The 25,105-nt window shown below is 30.2% G+C and carries 27 protein-coding genes and 1 tRNA gene; 2 read left to right on the top strand and 26 right to left on the bottom strand.

The window, feature by feature from the left end; all coding sequences use genetic code 11:
* Positions 1-4: 4 nt before the first annotated feature.
* Entirely contained in the window at positions 5-805 is an 801-nt protein-coding gene (locus CRN98_RS01085) for a glycoside hydrolase family 73 protein (protein WP_097025565.1), read from the bottom strand.
* Positions 806-808: 3 nt separating this feature from the next.
* Positions 809-964: a phage holin family protein gene (locus CRN98_RS17910; protein ID WP_479723513.1), complete on the bottom strand. Its 156-nt coding sequence runs from the start codon at positions 962-964 to the stop codon at positions 809-811.
* Positions 965-1,011: 47 nt separating this feature from the next.
* On the opposite strand from CRN98_RS17910, the gene CRN98_RS17575 reads away from it, so the two are divergent.
* Positions 1,012-1,185 carry a hypothetical protein gene (locus tag CRN98_RS17575; RefSeq protein ID WP_179631863.1) on the top strand — a complete coding sequence of 58 codons (174 nt, stop codon included), beginning with the start codon at positions 1,012-1,014 and terminating at the stop codon, positions 1,183-1,185.
* A gap of 197 nt (positions 1,186-1,382) precedes the next feature.
* On the opposite strand, the gene CRN98_RS01090 is transcribed toward CRN98_RS17575, so the two are convergent.
* The 22 genes from CRN98_RS01090 to CRN98_RS01190 form a co-directional block, all read right to left on the bottom strand.
* Positions 1,383-1,458 (bottom strand) — tRNA-Pro (locus CRN98_RS01090).
* A gap of 180 nt (positions 1,459-1,638) precedes the next feature.
* A complete protein-coding gene (spoIVA, locus tag CRN98_RS01095; protein WP_097025566.1) occupies positions 1,639-3,117 on the bottom strand; it encodes a stage IV sporulation protein A in 1,479 nt (492 codons plus the stop codon).
* 147 nt (positions 3,118-3,264) lie between these two features.
* Positions 3,265-4,260, bottom strand: coding sequence for an NAD(P)H-dependent glycerol-3-phosphate dehydrogenase (locus tag CRN98_RS01100; RefSeq protein ID WP_097025567.1), 996 nt, complete (start codon positions 4,258-4,260; stop codon positions 3,265-3,267).
* Position 4,261: 1 nt separating this feature from the next.
* A complete protein-coding gene (gene der, locus CRN98_RS01105) occupies positions 4,262-5,578 on the bottom strand; it encodes a ribosome biogenesis GTPase Der (RefSeq protein WP_097025568.1) in 1,317 nt (438 codons plus the stop codon).
* A gap of 2 nt (positions 5,579-5,580) precedes the next feature.
* Positions 5,581-6,894, bottom strand: coding sequence for a DUF512 domain-containing protein (locus CRN98_RS01110; RefSeq protein ID WP_097025569.1), 1,314 nt, complete (start codon positions 6,892-6,894; stop codon positions 5,581-5,583).
* Positions 6,895-6,997: 103 nt separating this feature from the next.
* Positions 6,998-7,705, bottom strand: a complete 708-nt coding sequence (locus CRN98_RS01115) for an HAD family hydrolase (protein WP_097025570.1) — start codon at positions 7,703-7,705, stop codon at positions 6,998-7,000.
* Positions 7,706-7,821: 116 nt separating this feature from the next.
* Positions 7,822-8,478 carry a phosphate signaling complex protein PhoU gene (phoU, locus tag CRN98_RS01120; RefSeq protein ID WP_097025571.1) on the bottom strand — a complete coding sequence of 219 codons (657 nt, stop codon included), beginning with the start codon at positions 8,476-8,478 and terminating at the stop codon, positions 7,822-7,824.
* A 29-nt stretch (positions 8,479-8,507) separates the two neighbouring features.
* Positions 8,508-9,257 carry a phosphate ABC transporter ATP-binding protein PstB gene (pstB, locus tag CRN98_RS01125; RefSeq protein WP_097025572.1) on the bottom strand — a complete coding sequence of 250 codons (750 nt, stop codon included), beginning with the start codon at positions 9,255-9,257 and terminating at the stop codon, positions 8,508-8,510.
* Positions 9,258-9,268: 11 nt separating this feature from the next.
* The gene (pstA, locus tag CRN98_RS01130) at positions 9,269-10,156 is read right to left on the bottom strand and encodes a phosphate ABC transporter permease PstA (RefSeq protein ID WP_097025573.1); all 888 of its coding nucleotides are present in this window, start codon (positions 10,154-10,156) and stop codon (positions 9,269-9,271) included.
* A complete protein-coding gene (pstC, locus tag CRN98_RS01135) occupies positions 10,156-11,049 on the bottom strand; it encodes a phosphate ABC transporter permease subunit PstC (RefSeq protein ID WP_423237072.1) in 894 nt (297 codons plus the stop codon). The genes pstA and pstC overlap by 1 nt, the downstream gene beginning before the upstream one ends.
* A 109-nt stretch (positions 11,050-11,158) precedes the next feature.
* On the bottom strand, positions 11,159-12,046 hold the full coding sequence (locus CRN98_RS01140) for a phosphate ABC transporter substrate-binding protein (protein WP_097025575.1): 888 nt from the start codon (positions 12,044-12,046) through the stop codon (positions 11,159-11,161).
* Between the two features lie 95 nt (positions 12,047-12,141).
* The gene (locus tag CRN98_RS17585) at positions 12,142-12,318 is read right to left on the bottom strand and encodes a hypothetical protein (protein WP_179631864.1); all 177 of its coding nucleotides are present in this window, start codon (positions 12,316-12,318) and stop codon (positions 12,142-12,144) included.
* 70 nt (positions 12,319-12,388) lie between these two features.
* Positions 12,389-14,107, bottom strand: a complete 1,719-nt coding sequence (gene pnpS / locus CRN98_RS01145) for a two-component system histidine kinase PnpS (protein ID WP_097025576.1) — start codon at positions 14,105-14,107, stop codon at positions 12,389-12,391.
* A gap of 8 nt (positions 14,108-14,115) precedes the next feature.
* On the bottom strand, positions 14,116-14,811 hold the full coding sequence (locus tag CRN98_RS01150) for a response regulator transcription factor (protein WP_097025577.1): 696 nt from the start codon (positions 14,809-14,811) through the stop codon (positions 14,116-14,118).
* A 170-nt stretch (positions 14,812-14,981) separates the two neighbouring features.
* Positions 14,982-15,437, bottom strand: a complete 456-nt coding sequence (gene nrdR, locus CRN98_RS01155; RefSeq protein WP_097025578.1) for a transcriptional regulator NrdR — start codon at positions 15,435-15,437, stop codon at positions 14,982-14,984.
* Between the two features lie 80 nt (positions 15,438-15,517).
* Positions 15,518-15,781, bottom strand: a complete 264-nt coding sequence (locus tag CRN98_RS01160) for a YlmC/YmxH family sporulation protein (RefSeq protein WP_097025579.1) — start codon at positions 15,779-15,781, stop codon at positions 15,518-15,520.
* A gap of 102 nt (positions 15,782-15,883) precedes the next feature.
* A complete protein-coding gene (sigG, locus tag CRN98_RS01165) occupies positions 15,884-16,657 on the bottom strand; it encodes an RNA polymerase sporulation sigma factor SigG (RefSeq protein WP_097025580.1) in 774 nt (257 codons plus the stop codon).
* A gap of 75 nt (positions 16,658-16,732) precedes the next feature.
* Positions 16,733-17,440, bottom strand: coding sequence for an RNA polymerase sporulation sigma factor SigE (gene sigE, locus CRN98_RS01170; RefSeq protein ID WP_097025581.1), 708 nt, complete (start codon positions 17,438-17,440; stop codon positions 16,733-16,735).
* 17 nt (positions 17,441-17,457) lie between these two features.
* Positions 17,458-18,258: a sigma-E processing peptidase SpoIIGA gene (spoIIGA, locus tag CRN98_RS01175; RefSeq protein ID WP_097025582.1), complete on the bottom strand. Its 801-nt coding sequence runs from the start codon at positions 18,256-18,258 to the stop codon at positions 17,458-17,460.
* 156 nt (positions 18,259-18,414) lie between these two features.
* Positions 18,415-19,542, bottom strand: a complete 1,128-nt coding sequence (gene ftsZ, locus CRN98_RS01180) for a cell division protein FtsZ (RefSeq protein WP_097025583.1) — start codon at positions 19,540-19,542, stop codon at positions 18,415-18,417.
* A gap of 19 nt (positions 19,543-19,561) precedes the next feature.
* Positions 19,562-20,851 carry a cell division protein FtsA gene (gene ftsA, locus CRN98_RS01185; protein ID WP_097025584.1) on the bottom strand — a complete coding sequence of 430 codons (1,290 nt, stop codon included), beginning with the start codon at positions 20,849-20,851 and terminating at the stop codon, positions 19,562-19,564.
* A gap of 192 nt (positions 20,852-21,043) precedes the next feature.
* Positions 21,044-22,324, bottom strand: a complete 1,281-nt coding sequence (locus CRN98_RS01190; RefSeq protein ID WP_097025585.1) for a glycosyltransferase family 2 protein — start codon at positions 22,322-22,324, stop codon at positions 21,044-21,046.
* 409 nt (positions 22,325-22,733) lie between these two features.
* Here CRN98_RS01190 and CRN98_RS17590 point away from each other — a divergent pair, with 409 nt between their 5' ends.
* The gene (locus CRN98_RS17590; RefSeq protein ID WP_179631865.1) at positions 22,734-22,874 is read left to right on the top strand and encodes a hypothetical protein; all 141 of its coding nucleotides are present in this window, start codon (positions 22,734-22,736) and stop codon (positions 22,872-22,874) included.
* Between the two features lie 34 nt (positions 22,875-22,908).
* Here CRN98_RS17590 and CRN98_RS01195 read toward each other — a convergent pair whose 3' ends face one another.
* Together CRN98_RS01195 and sigK are read right to left on the bottom strand one after the other, a co-directional pair.
* Entirely contained in the window at positions 22,909-23,964 is a 1,056-nt protein-coding gene (locus tag CRN98_RS01195) for a type IV pilus twitching motility protein PilT (RefSeq protein ID WP_097025586.1), read from the bottom strand.
* A 404-nt stretch (positions 23,965-24,368) separates the two neighbouring features.
* Positions 24,369-25,070, bottom strand: coding sequence for an RNA polymerase sporulation sigma factor SigK (gene sigK, locus CRN98_RS01200; RefSeq protein WP_097025587.1), 702 nt, complete (start codon positions 25,068-25,070; stop codon positions 24,369-24,371).
* Positions 25,071-25,105 lie beyond the last annotated feature (35 nt).

Here is a 25,105-nt window from a genome sequence, read left to right on the forward strand (position 1 = left end):
AAATTTACTTTGGTACTCTTAACACTATTTCATTCTCTGCTACAATCTTTCTATCCTTGTTATAACCTTTAACCTTAATTTTATAATTAGCTCCTTTACTAAAGGTATATCCACCATTTCTTGTAGTAATAACTTTACTTGTATTCTTTTTTAATACTGTATAGTTTAAGTTTGGAGGTACTAAGTCAAATGCCCAGCTTGCTCCCTTGTCATTGTCTACCCATGCAAAGCATCTTACAATATCCTGTGAATAATCTCTTATAATTAAATTTATCCCGGGAGATCCTTCTTTGTAACTAGCATAAGCTTCACCATCAACCTTTATAAAGCTATTACTTTTTATAATATCATATTTATTTAGACTATACTGTTTTATCAAATTTATTAATTGCTTTGCATAATCTGGTGCAGTTGCATATCCTGCTTTCTGCAAAGCATTTGCTTGTCCTACATAATCTTTAGCACTAAAAAATCCATGCTGATTATATCTAGAGTTATTTACTAAGAATAAAGCATGATCATCTATACTTTCTGCGAAACTATTATATACTCTAAAATAATCATTAATTAGAGTCTTTTTCCCATTATAGTATTCATAAGTTGCATAACTTTTCTTTTCTCCTCTCCATCCACCTATAGCTTTTACACCAAACAGATTTTTACTTTCTTTTGCTAATGTGCTGTTTCCCCAGCTGCTTTCTAATATAGCTTGTGCAATTGTTATACTTGCTAATACCCCATACGCTTTCATTGAAGCTATAGCTCCATCCTTAACACTATTTATAAAGTCATCTATATAAGACATAAATTATTCCTCATTCTTATAAATGCTCTGTTTAAATAACTGGTTTGCGTATATAGTTACTCCAGTTACTAAAACTCCTTGTATAATAGCATATGCGTTAAATCCCATTAAGGATATAGCTCCTAGCACACCCATCAGATATATCAGCGTTATTAGAATTTACAAGATTAACAATAAAATCGATTCTAGATTTAGAAATATTACATATGTACATTTTATTACTGCTATTTAATATTACTACTGGAATTTCTGGTGGTGCATTAATTGGCACTGGCAAGATAACAGGCATCTTATCAAAGACATCATCTAAGACTTTTGAATTTAAAGGAGGAACTTTTATGAAAAGGAGCACAAGAAAAAGAGGTACATGTTGGGAATAAATTAATTGTTGAAATTGAGCAAGGTGAATATATTCTGCAAAACGAAATTTTATTAAAAGATTACTTACAAAATTGGTTAAAGAGCATTAAGCCTAATATAGCTGGAAATACTTTTGTATACTATAGAAGAATTGCAGAAAATGAAATACTACAAAAACATAAAAACCTGTAGTCCCTTGAAATTACAGGCTTTCTCATGGTCTGGGTAACAAGACTTGAACTTGCGACCTCATGCACCCCATACATGCGCGCTACCATCTGCGCTATACCCAGATATTACCTAAATTATATCATATATTGTATAAATTGTAAATATTCCAACCGACTTAATCAAGGGATTCTTAGTTTTAGATGGATTTTCTTATGAAAACTACCCTTTCAATTTGAAGTTTATGCGAAAAAAATTATAAATTAGGGATCTTATATTGAAAATCCCTAATTTATATAAAATCATTAAAGTATTATACAGATAAGTCCGCCATTACCTTCATTTATTATTTTCTGTAGTGTTTTTTGAATCTTTATCTGTACATCTTCTGGCATCTTGAAAAGTTTGTTTTGTAATCCTTCTTTAACTAATACCTCTAAGGATTTGCCAAAGATATTACTTTGCCATATCTTTGAACGATCATTTTCAAATTGTTCTAATAGAGCTTTTACCATTTCTTCACTTTCTCTTTCTGTACCCATTATAGGTGATATTTCTGTTTCTATATCTGCTCTTATAAAGTGAAGTGATGGTGCACTTGCTTTTAGCTTAACTCCGCATCTATTTCCATTTTTAACTATTTCTGGCTCTTCAAGCTTCATTTCTGTAAGTTCTGGAGCAACCAAACCATATCCTGTTTCCTTAACATCCTTTAAGGCTTGTGCAACTTTATCATACTCTACTTTAGCATTATTCATCTCTTCCATTATAGCCATTAATTGATTTTCACCTTGTATTTCTCTATTGCATATTTCACCTAATATATTATAAAATAATCCTTGTCTAGGTTTTAAATCAACTTTTGCCGTACCTTCTCCCATATTTACTTCATTTAATTTTGATTCTCCTAAGAATTCAAATTCTTTAAATCCATCTAAAGTGTTAGTTATATCTCTTACTTTGTATATGGATGTACACATATCTTTAATCAAATTAACAAAATTTAATTTTAACCAGTGAGCTTTATCTAAGTTTTCTATCCACTCTGGCATATCAATATTTATTTCTTTCACTGGGAATTCCTTAAGTACTCTAGTAAATATGTTTGTAATATCTTCTTCTTTCATATTTAGCACATCCATTGTTTGTACAGGAACGTCGTATTTTCCTTCTAATTCCTTCTTAAGCTCCATAGTATTTGGATCATACATATGCTTTGTATTTAATACAATGATAAAAGGTTTGTTTATTGCTTTTAACTCATTTACAACTCTTTCTTCTGTTTCTACGTAATTTTCTCTTTCAATATCAGTAATTGAACCATCAGTAGTTACAAGCAATCCTATAGTGGAATGTTCATTAATAACCTTTTTAGTTCCAATTTCTGCTGCTTCTTCAAAAGGTATTTCATAATTGAACCAAGGAGTTGTAACCATTTTAGCCTTTTCCCCATCCATGTGCCCTGAAGCACCTTTTACTATATAACCTACGCAATCTACCATTCTTACTTTAAATTTAGTGTTATCCTTTAATTTTATTTCTATAGCTTCATTAGGAACAAATTTAGGTTCTGTGGTGTGAATAGTCTTGCCTGATGAACTCTGAGGCAGTTCATCTTGAGCCCTCTTCTTTTTAAATTCATTTTCAATATTAGGCAAAACCATCATTTCCATAAACTTCTTGATAAATGTTGATTTCCCGGTTCTTACTGGCCCTACTACCCCAACATAAATGTCACCTTGGGTTCTTTCTGCAATATCCTTGTATATATCAAAATTTTCCAAGATAATTTACCCTCCCAATCTATAATTTTAACAGTATATATATATTATTTAAAAGCTTAAAATATTACTAATAAAATAAAAAGCATATGGTACGTAAAAGTATCATATACTTTTACGTACCATATGCTTTCAAACATTATATAACCTTTAAAACTCTTCTTTTTTGTCCCTAGACATTAACTCATATACACCGTATTTAGGATCTTTTCCTTCAAAAACAACCTTATAAAGTACATCAGTTATAGGCATAGAAATATCCAACTTTTCTTTTAAATTATAAAATGCTTTACATGCTTTTATACCTTCTACTACCATTCCTATTTCTTTAACAGCCTCATCTGGCGCTACACCTTTACCAATTAATATACCTGCTCTTCTATTTCTGCTATGCATACTAGTACAAGTAACTATTAAATCTCCAAAGCCAGTAAGTCCAGAAAAAGTTTCAGCTTTTCCACCTAGCTTCTCACCTATCCTTACTATCTCGCTCATTCCTCTAGTCATAAGTGCAGCCTTTGCATTATCTCCAAAGCCTATTCCATCAGATATACCTGCTGCTAAGGCTATTATATTTTTAACTGCTCCACCTATTTCAACACCTATCAAGTCTGCATTAGTGTATACTCTAAATTTACTAGTCATAAATATATTTTGTATTTCTTTTGCATAATTCATATCCTCTGAAGAAGCTACAACTGCTGTTGGAATATCTAATGCAACTTCTTCAGCATGACTAGGTCCAGATAGGATAACTATGCCATTATCCGGCATTTCTTCCCTGATAACTTCAGATAATCTCTTTCCGCTATCCTCTTCTATTCCCTTCGCAATACTTATTATAATACTGTCCTTTTTTAAATAAGGTCTTATTTTACTTGCTACTTCTCTTATAGCTTGAGAAGGAACTGATAGTACTATATACTTGCTCTTTTCCAAGGCTTCTTCTAAGTTTAAAGTTGCATAAACATTATGTGAAACTACAACCCCGGGAAGATAATTAATATTTTCTCTTTTATTGTTTATATCATCTATTGTCTTGTGATTTCTGTCCCATACAAGCACATCAAATCCTTTTTTAGCCATCATAATAGCCAGTGCTGTGCCAAAACTTCCTCCCCCAAGGAAAGTGATACAATTCCCCATGTTAACTCTTCCTTTCTCTAAACTCCATCTTTATCCCTGTTCCGCTAAAGTCGAAACTATCTCTTAATTGATTTTCTAAATATCTTCCATAAGAAAAATGTAATGCTTCAGGATCATTTACAAAAAATATAAATGTAGGAGGTTTTACTCCTGTTTGAGTAGCATAGTATATTTTCATTCTTCTAATCCCTACTATAGGTGGTTCCTGCATAGTAACCGCTCTTGATATTACATCATTTAAAACTCCTGTTTTAACTCTCTTATTATAATTATCATAGCACATTTTTGCCATTTCTAAAACCTTATGTACTCTCTGTCCTGTTTTAGCTGAAATAAACAAGTATGGGGCATAGGACATAAATGAAAGTTCATGCTGAAGATTCTTTTTAAATTCATTCATGGTATTTGTTTCTTTTTCAATTAAATCCCATTTGTTTACAATTACCATAATTGCTTTACTCATTTCGTGAGCATATCCTATTATCCTTTGATCCTGTTCACTTATTCCATCTTCTGCATCTATCATAAGTATGCATACATCAGCTCTTTCTAAGGCAGCATAAGTTCTTACTACACTATATCTTTCTATTTCATCTTTAATTTTACTTCTTCTTCTTATCCCAGCAGTATCTACAAGAACAAACTTGCCTTCTTCTCTATCTATTATACTATCTATTGCATCTCTTGTAGTTCCAGGAATATTACTTACTATATTTCTTTCTTCTCCAAGTATTTTATTCACTAGTGAAGACTTTCCTACATTTGGCTTACCTACAAATGCAATTCTTATATATTCATCTTCTTCATTTTCTCCAATTATACTATCAAAATGTTCTACAACTCTATCAAGCATATCTCCAAGACCTAGTCCCTGGGAAGATGAAATAGCTATAGGCTCACCTATTCCTAAATTATAGAATTCATACGCATTATCTTCTTCAGTTATTCTATCTACCTTGTTTACAACTAACACTATAGGCTTTTTTGACTTTCTAAGCATTTGTGATACTTCATAATCTGCAGGAGTTATTCCTGATTTTCCATCTACAAGGAAAATTATCACATCCGCTGTTTCTATAGCTATCTGCGCCTGTCTTCTCATTTGAGATATTATTACGTCATCACTTTCTGGTTCTATACCACCAGTATCTATCATTGTAAAATTATACTTAAGCCATTCTGCTTCTGCATAAATTCTATCTCTTGTAACCCCCGGTGTATCTTCTACTATAGCTATTCTTCTTCCTGCTAATTTGTTAAATAAAGTAGATTTGCCTACATTTGGTCTTCCTACTATTGCAACTATTGGTTTAGGCATTTTTACTCCTCCTTACTATATTCGTTTATTTTATCTATTAAATCTTCTCCAGTATATTCACATATTAATATACTTTTATTGAAATGTTTTTCTAATTCTTCTACTGTTACATCGTCTAAAAACACTTCTTCACCTGCTCTTAGTATGTTCCTTGGGATTATTATATAATCACCTAATTTTGCATCTTTTAACTGTTCTTTTATATCCTTACTTGTTAAAAGTCCTACAACAGTTATAGTACTTCCAAAAAAGTTATTTACAATAGCATTAACCTGAACTTTTATATTAGAATTTACTTTTTCTATTTCTTCAGCTGCTGCTTTTATTTCCTTATGTGCTGATGTTCCTGTAATTAAAGTAAAACTTCCTTTTTTGTAAGTTGATAAGTTACTTAATCCCTCTTTAATATTCTCCCTAAAGATTCTTATCATTCCTACTCCATCTTCTAGTTGATCAAATTTATCATAAAAATCTTTACTTGGAACATCTATTCCCGCTGTTACATAAAATTCATCAGAAAGTCTTACAAAAGGGTATCCTATTTCATTTATGTATTTTTGCTGAATTTTCTTTACACCTTCAATTTCCATTAAGGAAGTTTCTTTATTATATAAAGTCATATCAAAAAGCCCTTCTCGGAATTTTGTAATTCCTACAGGAACTACTGCCACGTTTTCAATTGAAGGATGTAATTTATAAAGATCTTCAACAGTTTTTATAAGTTCTTCTCCATTATTTACTCCTGGACAAGAAACCACTTGGCAGTTTGTTTTTATGCCGCCATTAGAAAGCTTTATAAGCCTTTCATATACATTCCCAGCAAATCGATTACTTAACATCTTTTCTCTAAGCTCAGGATTTGTAGTATGAACAGATACATTTATAGGACTTATTTTATATTCTATAATTCTATTTATATCCTCATCTGTCATATTGGTTAATGTTACGAAATTTCCTTGTAAAAAAGATAGCCTTGAATCATCGTCCTTAAAATATAATGTTTCTCTCATTCCCTTAGGTAACTGATCTATAAAACAAAATATACATTTATTACAACAACTTTTAGCTTGATCCATTATGGAGTCTTTAAACTCTACTCCTAGATCTTCATCATAATCCTTTTCTATTTCAAGTTCCCATATCTCTCCATCAGCCTTTTCTATTAGAGCAACTATATCTTCATCTGCCATTAAAAACTTATAATCTATTATATCCCTTACTTCTTTTTCATTTATGGAAATTAGTTTATCACCTACTTCTATTTCTAATTCTTCTGCAATGCTTCCAGGCTTTACCTTTGATATGGTATTTTTCATTAGATCACTCCTACTTAATTATGTTTACCCCTTAATTCTATAATATTACCGTAATCTTCATATTTAGTCAATCCAAAAGGATTTATTAACTGTTTGCTATAATTTATATGCATGGTAAGCTTTCTATAAACTTATAAAACTCCTCATAATTTCCTTCATAATCAGTGATATAGCTTTTCTGACTTTTATTTAATATGTTGTTATTTATAAGATATGTTTTTATACCTATGTTTTTAGCTACTAAGTCCTCCACTGTATCATTTCCTACCATAAGACATTCTTCCGATGTCTTATTTATATCTTTTAAAACTTCCTCATAAAATTTTATTTGCGGCTTGCAATAATGATTTTTTTCAAAGGAAGTTATATATGTGAAATCTTCTGGCTCAAATCCAGCCCACCTAATTCTGTGATGTATTGCCTTTATTGGAAATAGCGGATTAGTAACAACTACAACATTATATCCTTTTTCCTTTAACATTTTTACACTTTTTATCATATGTTCTTCAGGATTTACTGAATTTTGTACCCTTAAAAATTCATTATCATAAAAGTCATCAAATCTGTACATAAATTCATGTAATCTATTATTAACTCTTATATTAAAGTCTTCCATAAATACTTCCTCATTTGTTCTCTCATCCAAGCTTGATACCATAGCCTTTGTGGCTCCCCATATATGCTTCCCTAATTCCATTGGTTCCATCAGATCACTAAATGACTTCCCAATTTCATTAAAATAACTCTTCTCAAATTCTTCTGCATCCATCGAAAGTAATGTTCCATCTAAATCAAAAAGAATAGTATTCATTATTTTGCACCTCTTTATTTTGCATAATTTTTTATAAAATATAAATCTATTTTATCAGATTTCATATAAAAAGGAAAAGACATACAACAATTAATATATCGCATGTCTTTTTAATACTATTCATTTAAATCTATTTGTTCTCCAGTAACAAGATAAATAGTCCACTCGCATATATTTGTAACGTGATCTGCTATTCTCTCTAGGTATTTACATATAAATAAAAACTGAGTTGCTTGATTAATAGTACTGTTATCTGCTGCCATTATAGGAAGCATTTCTTTAAATACTCCTCTATATATGGCATCAATTTGATCATCCTTTTTACACACAATATAAGATCCTTCTACATTTCCATCTACATAACAATCTAAAGATTCTTTTATCATTTCATTTACTAAATTAGACATCTTAGGTATATCAACTAATGGTTTTATAAACTTTTCATCTTTAAGCCTAATGGCAATTTTAGCAATATCTACAGCATGATCAGCCATTCTCTCTAAGTCTGTTACTATTTTAGTGGTAGTAAATATCATACGTAAATCCTTAGCCAGTGGCTGCTCTGTAGCTATAAGCTTTATACATTTATCTTCAATTTCTCTTTGAAGACCATCTACTAAATCATCATCTTCTATTATTTTTTTTGCCAAGTCTACATCGTGATTTACCAAAGCCTCTATACAAAGATGTATTTGTTTTTCTACAATGCTGCCCATTCTTAATAAATCATTATGAAGATCCGTAAGTCTTATATCAAATCCGCCTCTTGTCATAACCCTCACCTCTTATATCATTTTAAATTTTAACCAAATCTACCTGTAATATAATCTTCAGTTCTCTTATCCCTAGGTTTATAAAATATATCTTCAGTTTTATTAAATTCTACCACTTCTCCAGTTAAGAAAAATGCTGTATAATCAGAAATTCTTCCTGCCTGCTGCATATTATGAGTAACTATTATTACTGTGTATTCCTTTTTTAATGTATCCATAAGTTCTTCAACCTTTAATGTGGAAATAGGATCTAGTGCTGAAGTCGGCTCATCCATTAAAAGTATCTCTGGTTCAACAGCTAAAGTTCTTGCAATACACAGTCTTTGCTGCTGACCTCCAGATAGGCCCATTCCATTTTTCTTTAATCTATCCTTAACCTCATCCCAAAGTGCTGCTCCTATTAAGCTTTTTTCAACTATCTCATCTAACTGTGATTTGCTTGTTATACCATGAATTCTTGGACCATAAGCTATATTATCGTATATTGACATTGGAAATGGATTAGGTTTTTGAAACACCATTCCAACCCTTTTTCTAAGTTCTATTTCATCATAATCCTTATATATGTTTTTCCCCTCAAATAATACTTCACCCTCTATTTTTACGTTTTCTATCAAGTCGTTCATTCTATTTAAAGTTCTTAAAAACGTAGACTTCCCACATCCTGAAGGTCCTATTAAAGCGGTTACCGCATTTTTTTCTATTTCTAAGTTTATATCTTTAAGTGCTTTTGTAGCACCATAATAAAGTTCAAGATTTCTAGTTTGTATTATGCTCATATTAACCCTCCCTATTTACTCCCAGTATAGGACTCATAAATCTTCTTACCTATTATACGAGCCAATATATTAAATATTAATACCATAATTATAAGTACTGCCGAAGCTCCATTTCCTACTCTAGTAGCATCTGGAATCATTCCCTCGGAATTAACCTTCCAAATATAAACAGCCAAAGTTTCCGCCGGCCTAAATAAATTAAACGGAGATGATTTACTGATCAAATTTGAAGCCTCAAAAGAAAGTGATGGTGCACTCATTCCTGCAGTATAAAGTAGAGCTGCAGCTTCTCCAAATATTCTTCCTGCAGCTAGAATTACCCCTGTAAGTATTTGAGGCATGGCTGATGGAAGTATTACTCTTTTTATAGTTTGCCATCTAGTAGCTCCTAGCCCTAAGCTTGCTTCTTTAACTCCGCGAGATGCAGCTCTTATTGCATTTTCACTTACTCTTGTTAAAGAAGGTAGATTAAGTATTGTTATTGCTAAAGCTCCTGCAAATAACGTAAATCCCCATTTTGTCATTTTTACAAACACTAATAGTCCAAATAATCCTACCACTATAGAAGGCAATGATGCCATAGTTTCTATACAAAGTCTGATAAAATTAAGAATCTTTCCCTCTTTTGCATATTCAGCCAAATATATTCCTGCTCCTACACCTAATGGTATAGTAATTAAAAGGGAAACTACAAGCATGTAAAAGGAGTTAAATAGCTGAGGTCCTATTCCTCCACCAGCTTCCCCTATCTTTGGGTCTCCAAACAAGAAAGATGGAGTAAGTGTTCCAATTCCTTCAAATAATATATATCCTATTAAAGCTACTAAAAGGAGTACAACAAAACCTGAAATTATATATAAAATACCAGTCCACATCTTATCTTTTGATTTAGAATTCATTATTTAATTTCACCCCTTTTACCAATAGCCCTAATTACTATAATAAATATAAATGAAACTATTAAAAGAATTAATGCAAGAGTCCATAATGCATCATTCCATGCAGTTCCCGTTACAGTGTTTGCCATATCCATAGTTAATACTGAAGTTAATGTACTAGTTGGGCTTAATAAACCTTTAGGTAATTTAATAGTATTTCCAATTACCATTTGTACTGCTAATGCTTCTCCAAAAGCTCTTGCAATTCCAAGTACTATAGCAGTGAGTATTCCATTTTTAGCAGCTGGAAGTATTACCTTGCTTATGGTTTGCCATCTTGTAGCTCCAAGTCCATAAGATGCCTCTATAAAATCTTTTGGAACTACTTTTATAGCATCTGATGAAAGACTTGCTATAGTTGGAAGTATCATTATGCTTAACACTACAATACCTGCAAGCAAGCTAAAGCCTACTCCTCCAAATATACTTTTTATAAAAGGGAGCAGCACAGTTATACCTATCCATCCATAAACTACTGAAGGTATACCTACAAATAATTCTAGTGCTGGTTGTAATACTTTATTCCCAAGCTTCGGAGAAATGTAATTCATAAATATTGCAAGTGCAATACTTATAGGTGCACTTATTAAAACTGCTCCAATAGATACAAGGGTAGATCCTATTATGAATATACTTGCTCCAAAGGCTGGATTATCTGCCTCTGGTGACCACTTTGATGAAAAAATAAAATCTCCAATTGAATATCCGTGTTTTGTGAAGGTACTAATGCCTTTTGATACTATAAAAAATATTATACTTAATGTTAAAGCCACTATTAAAAATCCACAAAATGTAGCATAAAATTTCCCTAAATATTCTGTTCTTAATCTTTTAAATTTGATATTTTTATTCACACTTATCATCATCCCTATTTTACTATTTAAGTTAAAAATTGCGATATATTATTTACACAATAAGGCTAGTTGCACATATAAATGCACCCAGCCTATTTTAATAATTAAATTATTTTATCTCATTTGCTGAAATATATCCTAATTTTTCAACTACAGCTTTATTTTCATCACTCATCATATAATCAATGAAAGCTTTTGTTAGTCCTGTTGCTTCGCCTTTAGTGTACATATGCTCATAAGACCAGAAAGGATATTTCTTTGCTACTATGTTTTCTTTTGTTGCTTCTACATTATCAATTTTTATAAGCTTTAAATTTTGTCTTTTTTCCTCAGTTAAATAAGATAATGCTAGATAACTTATTGAACCTGGTGTGGATGTTATAGTCTTTTCAACTGTTCCACTGGAATCCTGAGTAGTTCCAAGTCCTTCTTTTTCATTTTTTCCATTCATAATAGTTTCTATAAATGTAGCTCTAGTTCCTGAAGACTTTGGTCTATTAACAACTTGTATTGGTAAGTCCTGGCCACCAACTTGGTTCCAATTTGTATATTTTCCTTCAAATATACCTTGAACTTGTTCTTTGGTTAAGCTATCTACTTTTACATCCTTATGAGTAACAATTGAAAATCCTATAGCAGCTACTTTATGATCTACTAACTGTTTAGCTATTTCTTTATCCTTAAGCTTTGATTCTGCAGTTACATCAGAATTACCTATCTCTACTGAACCTTCTGCTACTTGATTTAATCCTGTTCCACTTCCTCCGCCTTGTACATTTATAGTTGCATCTGGATTTTTTGTTTTAAAATTTTTAGCTGCCTGCTCTACTAATGGTTGTAATGCTGTAGACCCTACTGCAGTTATTGTTCCAGATATTTTATTACCAGTTTTTGTATTTCCCGCTTCTTTATTACTTCCACCACATCCTACGAATGCTCCTGCAACCATAGTAATAGCTAAAGCTGCTATGATTGTCTTTAAACTTTTTGTTTTCATTTAAGAAAAACCTCCATTCAGTTTAAAATTATTTTTAAATGATTGCTACAAGAATAATATTAGTGTATTAAGGTTAAGTGACTATTATCTAAATGTTAAGGACAAGTTAAATTAGGGACTTTTTTATTTAATATGTGAAATTCATCTAAATTTAGACTCAAATCTTCACAAATATTATCTAAATTATTAACAGTATTTAATCCTTCTACTACGTTAGTATTTTCATTATTTAAACTTTCTATACTTTTATCTAATTCATTGATATGTTTCATTATTTTATTTATAGAGCTTATACCCCATTAAAATTCTTATCAAAAAATCATAAAGGGACATCCTTTATAATTAGGACTGTCCCTTTATAATTGGTATACTAACTGTAAACTTACTGCCTTTTCCTACTTCACTTTCTACTTTTATCTCCCCTTTAAAACTTAGTACTATATGTTTTACTATAGCAAGACCTAACCCGGTTCCTCCTTGAGCTCTGCTTCTTGCTTTATCCACTCTATAAAATCTTTCAAAAAGCCTTGGTATATACTCTTGGTCTATTCCTACACCTGTATCCTGTACCCATATATTGCACTTATTACATACAACTTCAGTTCCTATAGTTATATTTCCGCCTTTTTCAGTATACTTAATTGCATTATCTATTAGATTTATAAGCATTTGTTTAAACCTATCCTTATTTCCTAGTATATTCGGAACCTTTTCTCCTACTATATTTAAGGATATATTTTTATTATCTGCTGAATTTTTAACTAAATAACATATATCTTCTACAAGTTTATTTATATCTATGCTTTCTTCATTTATTTCTGCTGGTTTAGTATTTTCTATATGGGATAAAGTTAAAATATCATTAATAAGTCTTGTAAGTCTTTCCGCTTCTTCATTTATTATGTGTAAGAATCTTTCCTTAGTTTCTTTATTTTCTACATATTTTAGTGTTTCTGCAAATCCTTTTATAGACGTTAGTGGTGTTTTAAGTTCATGAGATACATTTGTCACAAACTGGGATCTCATATTTTCAAGTCTTTTTATATCCGTTACATCCTGTACTACTGCCACTGTACCTATAAGATTTTTACCGTTATTTATATCTGCGGTTTTTATTCTTAAGTCTCTTTCCTTTGGCCACAATATTTTTATTTCTTTATATTCATCTGTCTTTATTTTAAAGATGCTTTCTAATTCAAAATCCCTTATATTATCCAAAAGGTTTTTTCCTATTATATCCTTATTTATACCAAATATATTTTTAGCATAAGGATTAATCATTATAACTTTAAAATTTTTATCTACTGCTATTACTCCGCTGTCCATACTCTTTAATATAGCTTCAAGCTTATTTTGCTTATCCATCGAATCATTTAAAGTAACTTGAAGCTGCCTTGCCATATTGTTAAAGGTTTTTCCAAGCTCCCCTATTTCATCAGAAGAGTATATACTTACTCTTCTATCTAATTCTCCTGCGGCTATTCTTGAAGTCATAAATTCTAAATCTTTAATAGGGCTTACGAGGCCCTGTGAAAGCTTCGAAGCAAATAAAAAACAAATAGCTATAGAAAATAAGGCTATGCCTACATAGTACTGTACATGTTTCCAACTAAACCCTATAACACTAGTCATTTCAGCTGCACTTCTTATAATATATCCATTTCCAAAATAAGTTGCAAAGTACATAGTATCCATATCCGTAGATTCACTATGACGCACTCTATACCCCATACCATAATTTCTAGCTTCTTTCACTTCTTCACGTGTATTATGATTATCCATATTACTTGGATTAGTTTCTGAATCTACAAGCACGTTACCATCTTTATCTATTAGGGTTACTCTAATATCTCCACTTGTAAAATCTCTTTTTATAAATTCACTTATATTATTTACATTTTCCTTTTGAATCAATTTTATAATTAAATTATTATTTGATTTTAATATTTTTTTTGTACTTTCAACATATTGATAATTTATCATTATAACAAATAAAGTTATAACTATAACTAAACTTATCACAAGAGTCGTAAGCATATAAAACATCAATTTTTTTTTCATATTATCACCTATTCAGATAAGTTAAATCTATAACCTACACCTCTTATAGTTTCTATAAACTGAGGATTTTTATCATTCTCTTCAATTTTTTGTCTTAAATGTCTTATATGAACATCAACAGTTCTAGTTTCTCCCACATATTCATATCCCCATATTTTATCCAAAAGAAAATCTCTTGTTAAAACTCTCCCCTTGTTTCTTATAAGCACTTCTAATAATTCGAATTCTTTTAGTGTTAATTCTACTTTTAAATTATCTTTTATAACCTCATGTTTTTCTAAGTCAATAATAACATTTCCAAACTTATAGGATTTATCAATATTTTGCACTGAAGTTCTTCTAAGAACAGCTTTTACTCTAGCTAAAATTTCTCTTATTGAAAATGGTTTTGTTATATAATCATCTGCACCTAATTCTAATCCTAAAACTTTATCAAATTCCTCCCCCTTAGCTGTTATCATAATTATAGGGGTAGTAGATACATTATTATCTTTTCTTACTTCCTTACATACATCATATCCATCCATTCCCGGAATCATTAAATCTAAAAGAATTAATTGTGGTCGCTCACTTTTTATAAGCTTTAATGCATCAATTCCATTATCAGCATATATTGTAGAATACCCTGAATTTTCTAAGTTGAATTTCAAAAGTTCCCTTATATGTTCTTCATCATCCACTATTATTATCTTTTCTTCTGCCATGTCCTGCCTCCTAATTATTGAAATCTTTAAGTATATTTTATCATTCCTAATTCACAATTATAATATATTATTTGATTAAATATAATATTTTTAACTATATATTAACCTTAATTACGGATAAATTAACAACTAAATAAAATTTCTCATAGAAATTTATTCTATGAGAAATTTTATTTACTTTCTATAAGTCTTTTTATTTCTTCCATAAATGTATTAACATCTTTAAATTGCCTATATACAGAAGCAAATCTTACATAAGATATCTCATCTATATTTTTTAAACTTTCCATTATTAGCTCTCCAATATATTCAGATTTTACCTCAGTTAGCATTTCATTATTTATCTTCTTTTCTACTTCATCAGCTATATCTTCTATCTGACTACGTGATACAGTTCTCTTTTGACAAGCCTTAATTAATCCATTTACTATTTTAGATTTATCAAAGTATTCACGACTCATATTTTTTTTAATTACGAGTATTGGTACTGTTTCTATTTTTTCATAAGTGGTATATCTTTTAGAACACTCCTGGCATTCCCTTCTTCTTCTTATAGATGCATTATCTTCTGTTGATCTGGAGTCAACTACCTTACTTTCCGTATATCCGCAATAAGGACATTTCATAAATACAATCCCGCCTTTTACTATAGTTTGATTCCTAATTTCCTCTGTTATTTATATTATACACAAATTTTATTATTTTTCTACTCTATATTAGCTTCAAGAATATCTGCCCCATCTACTAATATAACATCTACACCTATTTTTCTAACTCTATTCCAAGGTACCTCTATATCATTAATCTTACCAAACCAGCTCATCTTTTGACTAGGCAATATAAAAGATAATACCTTGCACTGTCCTATATCTATTTTGAAATCCTTTATGTATCCCAGCTTACACCCAGAATTAATGTCTATAAGTTCCATAGTTCTTAAGCTGTTTATAGAGTAAAAAGTATTATTCATAAATTCTTCCCCCCAGATTATATTTATCTTATATATTATATTGTATGAAAAAAATCTATATCCAATTACGGATATAGATTTTTTTATTTAAATAATAAATATTTAAACATATTTCTTCATGTGCTTTAATGCTGTTTTTTCAAGTCTGGATACCTGCGCCTGAGAAATTCCTATTTCATCTGCTACCTCCATCTGAGTTCTTCCATCAAAAAATCTAAGTGTAAGAATTAATTTTTCTCTATCATTTAACTTTTTCATGGCTTCTTTTATAGAAATATTCTCCAGCCAACTATCATCTACATTTTTATTGTCGCTTATTTGATCCATTACATAAATTGCATCTCCTCCATCATGGTAAATTGGTTCAAACAAGGATACAGGATCCTGTATAGCATCTAAAGCAAATACTACTTCCTCACGTGGAACATCTAACTCCTTAGCTATTTGAGTTACTGTTGGTTCTTTATTATTTTCCGATACCAACCTATCTCTTACCTGTAGTGCTCTGTATGCAATATCTCTTAGCGAACGGCTTACTCTTATTGAGTTGTTATCTCGAAGATATCTTCTTATTTCTCCAATAATCATTGGTACTGCGTATGTAGAAAATCTTACATTTTGGCCTAAATCAAAATTATCAATTGCTTTAATAAGACCTATACATCCTACTTGAAATAAATCATCTACATTTTCCCCTCGATTATTGAATCTTTGTATTACACTCAAGACTAATCTTAAATTTCCCCTTATAAAAGTTTCTCTAGCTCCCGTATTACCGTCTCTCATGCTTAATAAGAGCTCTTTCATTTCCTTTTCCTTTAACACAGGCAGCTTAGAAGTATTAACTCCACAAATTTCCACTTTGTTAATCATCATTAATAATCAGCCCCTTTGTATTATTAGCATTTAAATTATTTCCCCAGAAGCTGATTTTTATACTAGAGACAAGTATTATAACATTTTATTTATTTCTTTTTTTAATCTTTTTATTATTCTTTTTTCTAATCTAGATATATATGATTGAGATATACCAAGCATATCAGCTACTTCCTTTTGAGTTTTTTCATTTCCTCCTTGAAGCCCAAATCGTAAATTTACAATTTCTCTTTCTCTGTTACTAAGCTTATTCATAGCTAAAAGCAGAAGTTGCTTGTCAACCTCATCTTCTATCAAATTATATACTTCATCTGTATCCGTTCCTAATATATCTGATAATAATAGCTCATTTCCATCCCAATCAACATTGAGAGGTTCATAAAATGATATTTCTGATTTGACTTTACTGTTTCTTCTAAGATACATAAGTATTTCATTTTCTATACATCTAGAAGCATATGTGGCAAGTTTAATTTTTTTATCTGGATCAAAAGTATTTACAGCTTTTATAAGTCCTATAGTCCCTACAGAAACTAGATCTTCTATGCCTACTCCAGTATTTTCAAACTTTCTTGCTATATAGACCACAAGCCTTAAATTTCTCTCTATCAAAATTGATCTTATACTTTCATCTCCAGCCATGAGTTTTATTACTAAATTCTCTTCTTCCTCTTTGCTTAATGGCGGTGGAAGTGCATCATTCCCCCCTATATAATATAATTTTTTAGTAAATAACTTTAGCTTTGTAAGTATTCTGTTTAATAACAATTTAATTTTTAACATATTTCTTCCCCCAATGCTTATATTATTCCCCTACTTAACAATGCATTATAATCCCCACTTTGACTCAATTTTTTATCACAAAAGGCTATTAATGCTTCCCTATCTTCAAACCGTCCATTTATGTTAACTTTTATTTTCCCCGGCTTTATAGCTTGGAGTTTGCCACTATATCCATTTATAACACTGTAAGGTATGTAAAACATTTCTTCTTTTTTAAAATTTGTTTCCTTAAACAGGTTTCTTTCTACAATTATCACCGGATATCCTGTAACTGGTTCTATAAGCTCATTACCCGTATCTAAAAAAGCTTTTAATCTTTGTGAGTTATTATTTAATATAATTTCTAAATCAAATATATAGCTTTGTAAACTTTGGCGATCTTTTATAAATAAAATTACTCTTCTTAAAATTACATACATAATCATAAAAGACAATATAAGTTTTTTATAAGAAAAATCATATATTACCATATTGCTGTCTAAATCTTTAACGGAGTTTAATTCTATAAATACACATAACCCTGCAAGTACCATTGAATATAATATAAATAATACGAAAACCTTAAAATTAAAAATTATATCTTTCTTTCTAAAAGCTATTAATATCATTATTAAAGCTATTAAAAATTTTACTGGTAAGCTCTTAAGGAAATTTAAACTGTCTTGCAATACAATTAATATATATAAGCTTCCAATAAATGCTGCTAAATTTAAATACAGGCGATTTATGGATACTCTTATAGTTTGTGCTGTAATTTCTAGTAAAAATCTATTAACTATAAAGTTCTCCAAGAGTAATACATCTAGATATAAAGTCATTATTCTCACCTCTTAAATAATATTATATACTTATGTTTTTCAAAATTTTGTCATATTATGATATCAATTCCTTTTTTTATTTTTTATGATTTTCTATCAAAAAATAAAAAATCCGACTTTTTTATTTTTTAAGTCGGATTTTTAATATTATTAATATTATTTTCTTTGTCTTCTTAAGAACGTAGGAATTTCTAAATCATTTTCATTATAATTATCCATTCTGTCCATTTTATCTACAGTTGCTGCTACCTCTGTTTTAATATCATTTTTTATGTTTGTAGGAGCACTTGGTGTACTTATACTAAAACTATCATTATTCTTCTTTATTCTTTCCGTTTCAAATCCTGTTGCAATTACTGTTATTCTTATTTCTTCTTTTAAACTTTCATCTATTACTGCACCAAATATTATATTAGCATCTGGATCTGCAGCTTCTTGAACAATTTCAGCAGCTTCATTTATTTCAAGTAATCCTAAATCTGCTCCACCAGTTATATTTAATAAAACTCCAGTGGCACCAACGATAGAAGTTTCAAGTAAAGGACTAGAAATAGCTTCTTTTGCTGCTTCCTGCGCTCTATTATCCCCTGTTCCTGTACCTACACCCATATGAGCCAGTCCTTTATCTGTCATAATAGTTCTTACGTCAGCAAAGTCTAAGTTAACAAGTCCTGGTATAGTAATCAAGTCAGACACACCCTGTACACCTTGTCTTAATACATCATCCGCTAATTTAAAAGCGTCTACAAGTGATGTTTTTTTATCTACTATACTAAGAAGTTTTTCGTTAGGTATAGTTACTAATGTATCAACGCTTTCCTTTAAATTTTTAACACCCATTTCGGCATGAAGCATTCTTTTTCTTCCTTCGAATGGGAAAGGTTTTGTCACAACACCTACTGTAAGTATTCCCATTGATTTAGCTATTTGTGCAATTACAGGAGCTGAACCAGTACCTGTACCGCCTCCCATACCAGCGGTTATAAACACCATGTCTGCTCCTTTAATTGCTTGAGCTATTTCTTCTTTACTTTCTTCTGCGGCTTTTTGGCCAATTTCAGGATTTGCACCTGCTCCTAAGCCTTTAGTAAGCTTATCCCCTATTTGTATCTTTTGAGAAGCATGAGATAATATCAACGCTTGTTTATCTGTATTTATCGCAATGAACTCAACATTCTTTAATCCTTCTTTTATCATTCTATTAACAGCATTATTACCGCCGCCACCGCAGCCTATAACTTTTATCTGAGCAAACTGTTTTACATCAACATCGAAATCTAGCACAATAATACCTCCCTTTATATTAGAAAAAATCTGCAAAAAAGTTTCTTATTTTTGAAAAAACTCCATTACTGCTTTCTTCTGTATCTTCATCTTCTTCATCATCCCAAACGATTGATTTTTTTTCATATTTCTTAGACTTATGATTTCTCATTTCATCTAAGGATTCTTCTTTACAAAGGTTTACTTTCCCTGAATCAACAACATCTTTTACTACACCTACTGCAGCTGCACATATAGGACTACCTACTCCAGTATATTCTGGAATACCTATTCTAACAGGCTTGTCTAATATTTCTTTACACAAATCGCTGCAACCTTTTAATAAAGCTATACCTCCTCCTACTACTACTACTCCAGAGACATTGTCCATTTGCTCACTTATCATTAGCTTTTTCTTTATTAGTAGGAGTATTTCCTCCACTCGTGCAGTTATTATCTCTGTAAGTACATTATAATCTATTTCTACAATATTGTCATAATTTGTGTTTATTTTTATTTTAAAATCTTCGTCAATAAAATTAGATTTCCCACTTCCATACTTTACTTTCAACTTTTCAGCTTCTGAGAAAGGAATCTTTAAACAAAGGGAAATATCATTAGTTATTATATTCCCTCCTAAAGCTAGATTATCACTATAACAAAGCTTTCCGTTCTTGAAAACAGATATATTGGTATTTTCTGCCCCTATATCTAAAAGAAGTGTGCCTATTTTCATTTCCTCAGCTTTTAAAACTACATTTGCTGTTCCTAAAGGTTGAAATACCATTCCGTTTAAATTCAACCCTGCTTTTTTGATACTTTTGAACAAATTATTTATTACTGTAGATTGAGATAATATAAGTTGAGCATCAACTTCCAATCTTAAGCCACTCATGCCAATTGGATCGGTAATATTATCATATCCATCCACCATAAATTGTTGTGGTATTACTCCTATAATTTCTTTATCGGATGAAATCGTAATAATTTTAGCGGCTTTTAGCACTCTGTCTACATCATTTTTTTTAATTTCTCTATCTTCCGAAGATACTGCTACAACTCCCCTATTTACGATAAGTTCACATATCTCTCCTGGTATTGATATAAATATGTCATTTATATCAAAGTCTATCATTCTATCCATTTGTTGTATGCAGTCTTTAATACATTCAGCTGTACTATCTATATCAACTACAATGCCTCTTTTTATACCACTACATTTAGTAGAAGTAACGCCTATTACTTGCATTTTACCATACTTGTCTAACTTACCTGCTATAGCGCATACTTTGGAAGATCCGATATCCACTCCTACTACATATTCCTTCATCAAGCTTTTCCCTCCTTAAGAGAACCATTACAAATTTATATATTCAACAAAAAAAAGTTTTTTCCTCTATATATAAGAAATTTTTTTATAAAATATAATTATAGTCAAATATGTTTATATATATAACTATAATTAGTAAAAAAAGAAAGATTTATTAAATCTTTCTTTTTTTATATTTTGTTATACACTTAGTTAATTAGCTTTTTCTAGTTCCTTAATATCTACACTTCTAGTATGCAATGTATGACTCCACTCTTTGTCATTTTTATGAATTATACCTTGAATTGATATAGGTAGCCACGTAATAGAGTATATAGGATATAGTAAATAATATAAAAATATTTTAAAATTTAATTTTTTATCTAATATTAGTATAAAAGGAGTATATATAAACTGCAATATGGCAATAAGAAGACCAATTATAGTTACCATATTAAAACTCAAATTAGATAATCCATTGAAATTTTGCAAATTAGACATTATATTAAATACCTTAACTCCTTGATTAAATCCTGCTATCACCATAGATATTCCAAGCAATATTATTACAATTGGTTGTATACTGTAAAGCGCACAATCTAATGCAATAAAATTTAATTCTTTTATAGATTTCTTTAAAAGCTTAAAAAAATATCTACCAGCTACATCCGCAAACCCCTGCATCCATCTTCTTCTTTGAAACCAAGATTGAACTAAAGTTAATGGCTTTTCATCATAAATTTTAGCATCATGAGCCCATCCTACTTTGTGCCCATTAAGAACTAGCTTGCAAGTAAACTCTAAGTCTTCTGTAAGACAAGTAGCTCCCCATCCAAGTTCTCTTAATATGTCAGTTTCAATACAAAAGCCTGTTCCTCCTAATTGATTAGAAAGTCCCAAATTACTTCTTGAAAGTTGAAACATTCTATTTGATGTCCAAAATGAAATAGAGTAACTACCTGTTATCCATGTATCTGTAGGATTCTTACTATCTAAATATCCCTGTACTACCTTAAATCCTCGACACATTTTCTTGTTAATTTCATTTAAGAAATCCTTATGTACGAGGTTATCAGCATCAAATATTGCGACAGCATCGTATTTTTTGTCCATTTTAAATATGTTATTGAACATCCATTCTAGAGCGTAACCTTTTCCTCTTTTTTCTTTGTTGAATCTTTCATAAACTATAGCTCCTCTAGAGCTTGCCTTTGCAGCAGTCTGATCTGTACAATTATCAGCTATAACAAATATATCATACAATTCTCTCGGATAATCCAATCCATGTAAACTATCCACAATATTACCTATAACTATTTCCTCATTATGGGCTGCTACAATTAAGGCAAAACTTTTTTGTGGATTTACTTTTGTATTATCCTTTTTTCTCCAAATTCCAAAAAAAGATATGCAAAGATAATACATAGAAATTGTAAAGACCACTTGTGTAAATATCCTGGAAGTAAAATATATTATATCTCCTATTAACTCCACTTAAAAATCCCCCCTAATTCACAGATATTTTAGCATAAATACACCATAATTACTATAGCGATGTTATAATATTTTTTAATTATTTTATATTTATGAGTAAAACTGTGTAATAATTAGATAAACAAGAAGATTATTATTTTAATTTCATATAATCTTAAGTATTCCTTTATAATTAAATATTATCCATTTTTAAATCTTTTATAGCCTTTGATATATACTTATAAAAATGTTATAATATTATAAATAAAGTATATAATATTATTATATATCTAAAAAGGGGGTAGAGCCTTATGAGGCGCTACGAACTGATTTATTTTGTAGACTTAAGAAGGCTTCATAAAAAAGATGAGTCCTTCTGGTAAACCTAAAGTCCTTTTTTAAAATTAATATTCTTAAGGAGGATTTAGGTATGGAAACTTTAGTGAAAAAAGAAGGCACTTTATCATTATCAACTAATAAAAAAAATGAAGTAAAGAAAGAAATAAATGCTTCAAAACCACTTAATTCACATGAAATAAATTTGAAAATGCATGATTATATGATATTTTAGCTAAAGGAGGGATTACTATAATCCCTCCTTAATTTTATAACATTGTTAACTTTTGAAACATTTCTCTATCTATAGAATACAATAAAGCATTTTCAAAGCTCACTGCTTGTTTTTTATAAAGATCCGCTAAACTCATATCCATAGTTTTCATTCCATACTTTGAACCCGTTTGAATTGAAGATTCAATCTGATATGTTTTTCCTTCTCTTATCATATTCTGTATTGCAGAAGTGGATACCATAACTTCTAAAGCTGCTGACCTTCCCTTTTCATCCAATCGTGGTACAAGCTGTTGAGATATTACTCCATTTAGCACCGCTGCCAATTGAATTCTTACTTGCTGCTGTTGATATGGAGGAAAAACATCTATTATTCTATCAATAGTTTTACTTGCTCCTATAGTATGTAATGTAGAAAATACTAAGTGCCCTGTTTCTGCGGCAGTAAGTGCTACAGATATGGTTTCTAAATCTCTCATTTCTCCTACTAATATAACATCTGGATCTTCTCTTAAAACAGATTTTAGTGCTGTTGCATAACTTTTACTATCTTTTCCAATTTCCCTTTGATTTATTATAGATTTATTGTGCTTATGAAGATATTCTATAGGATCTTCTAGAGTTATAATATGGGATGCTCTATTTAAATTTATCTCATTTATCATTGCTGCTAGTGTAGTACTTTTACCAGATCCTGTAGGCCCAGTTACAATTACAAGTCCCCTTTGCTTATCAGTAAGTTCTTTTACAACTGATGGGAAACCTAATTCGTTTAATAAAGGCACCTTAAGGCCTACTGCTCTTAATGCTATAGCATCGCTACCTCTTTGTTTAAATACATTAACCCTAAATCTACCTATTCCCGCTATAGAATAGGATGTATCAGCTTCTCCTACCTTTTCATATTCTTCATAATTATCCTTTAATATTTCTTTAGCATAATTTTGCACATCTTCTGGCGTTAACTTTTCCCTACCTATAGGTACAAGTTCCCCATTTACTCTTACTATTGGAACTATACCTACTGTTAAATGTAAATCAGATGCCCCTTCCTTTATAGTAATTTGTAATAAATCATTTAATAATATCAATTTGTTTCTCCCCTCTTCCTATGTACCCTATGCAAATTTAAATTGCCTTATAATACTTAACCTTTAACCTAAGTTCACCATTTATTATATTTACTCCTAAAGTATTAGCTTATTAAAAAATGAATAACCTTAAGAGTATACTTTAAATTATAAATTAATTGATACTGTTTTTACTTATGTCAATTACTTTTTTATCTTTAGTAAAATCTTTTTATCATTCCCTACACAAGGCATAGCTACATAAAATCCTATTATATTATTTATTCGTAGATTTTTTAATAAAATTTAATAGTTCTTTTGCTTTCATATCAAATATTTTATTCTAAATGGTAAATTGTTCCGTTTATGCATAATTACTTAAAATATATTTTACTACAAAACTAACGATTTATCAAAAATTCATTTTACCCTTTGCCACCATTCATTTCCTTATATAATTTTTTCAAGGCTCTTTTTTCAATACGTGATACATAGGAACGTGAAATATCTAATATTGATGCGATTTCTCTTTGTGTTTTGGGTCTTCCGTCTATTAGCCCATACCTCATTTCTATGACTATTCTTTCTCTCTCCTGTAAAACTGAACTTATTTTTCCATATAACTTCTTTACCTGAATTTTATTTTCTACTATTTCTAATATAGAATCTTCTTCACTACTAAGTACATCCATTAAAGAAATTTCATTTCCTTCCTTGTCTACTCCAATAGGATCCTGCAAATATACTTCACCTTTAGACTTTTTATTATTCCTTATAAGCATTAATATCTCATTTTCTATACATTTAGCGGCATAAGTTGCAAGTCTTGTTCCTTTTGTTGTGTCAAATGAATCAATGGCCTTAATTAATCCTACTGTGCCAATAGATATTAAATCATCCATATCTTTACCTGGATATGCATATTTTTTTACTATATGTGCTACGAGCCTTAAGTTTCTTTCTACCAATACTCCCTTTGCTAGTACATCTCCATCTTTTAATTTGTTTAAGTAATATTCCTCTTCCTTTTCATCTAATGGCTTAGGAAAAGAATTTGAGCCTGTTACATAAGCTGATAAAAATAATCCATTTCCTAATAAATTAAGGAGACAATCAAGTATAAACATAGTGCTTCCTCCAAATAATGCTTATTAATATAATA

The organism is Clostridium peptidivorans (genome assembly GCF_900205925.1).
Taxonomy (GTDB): domain Bacteria; phylum Bacillota; class Clostridia; order Clostridiales; family Clostridiaceae; genus Clostridium_AK; species Clostridium_AK peptidivorans.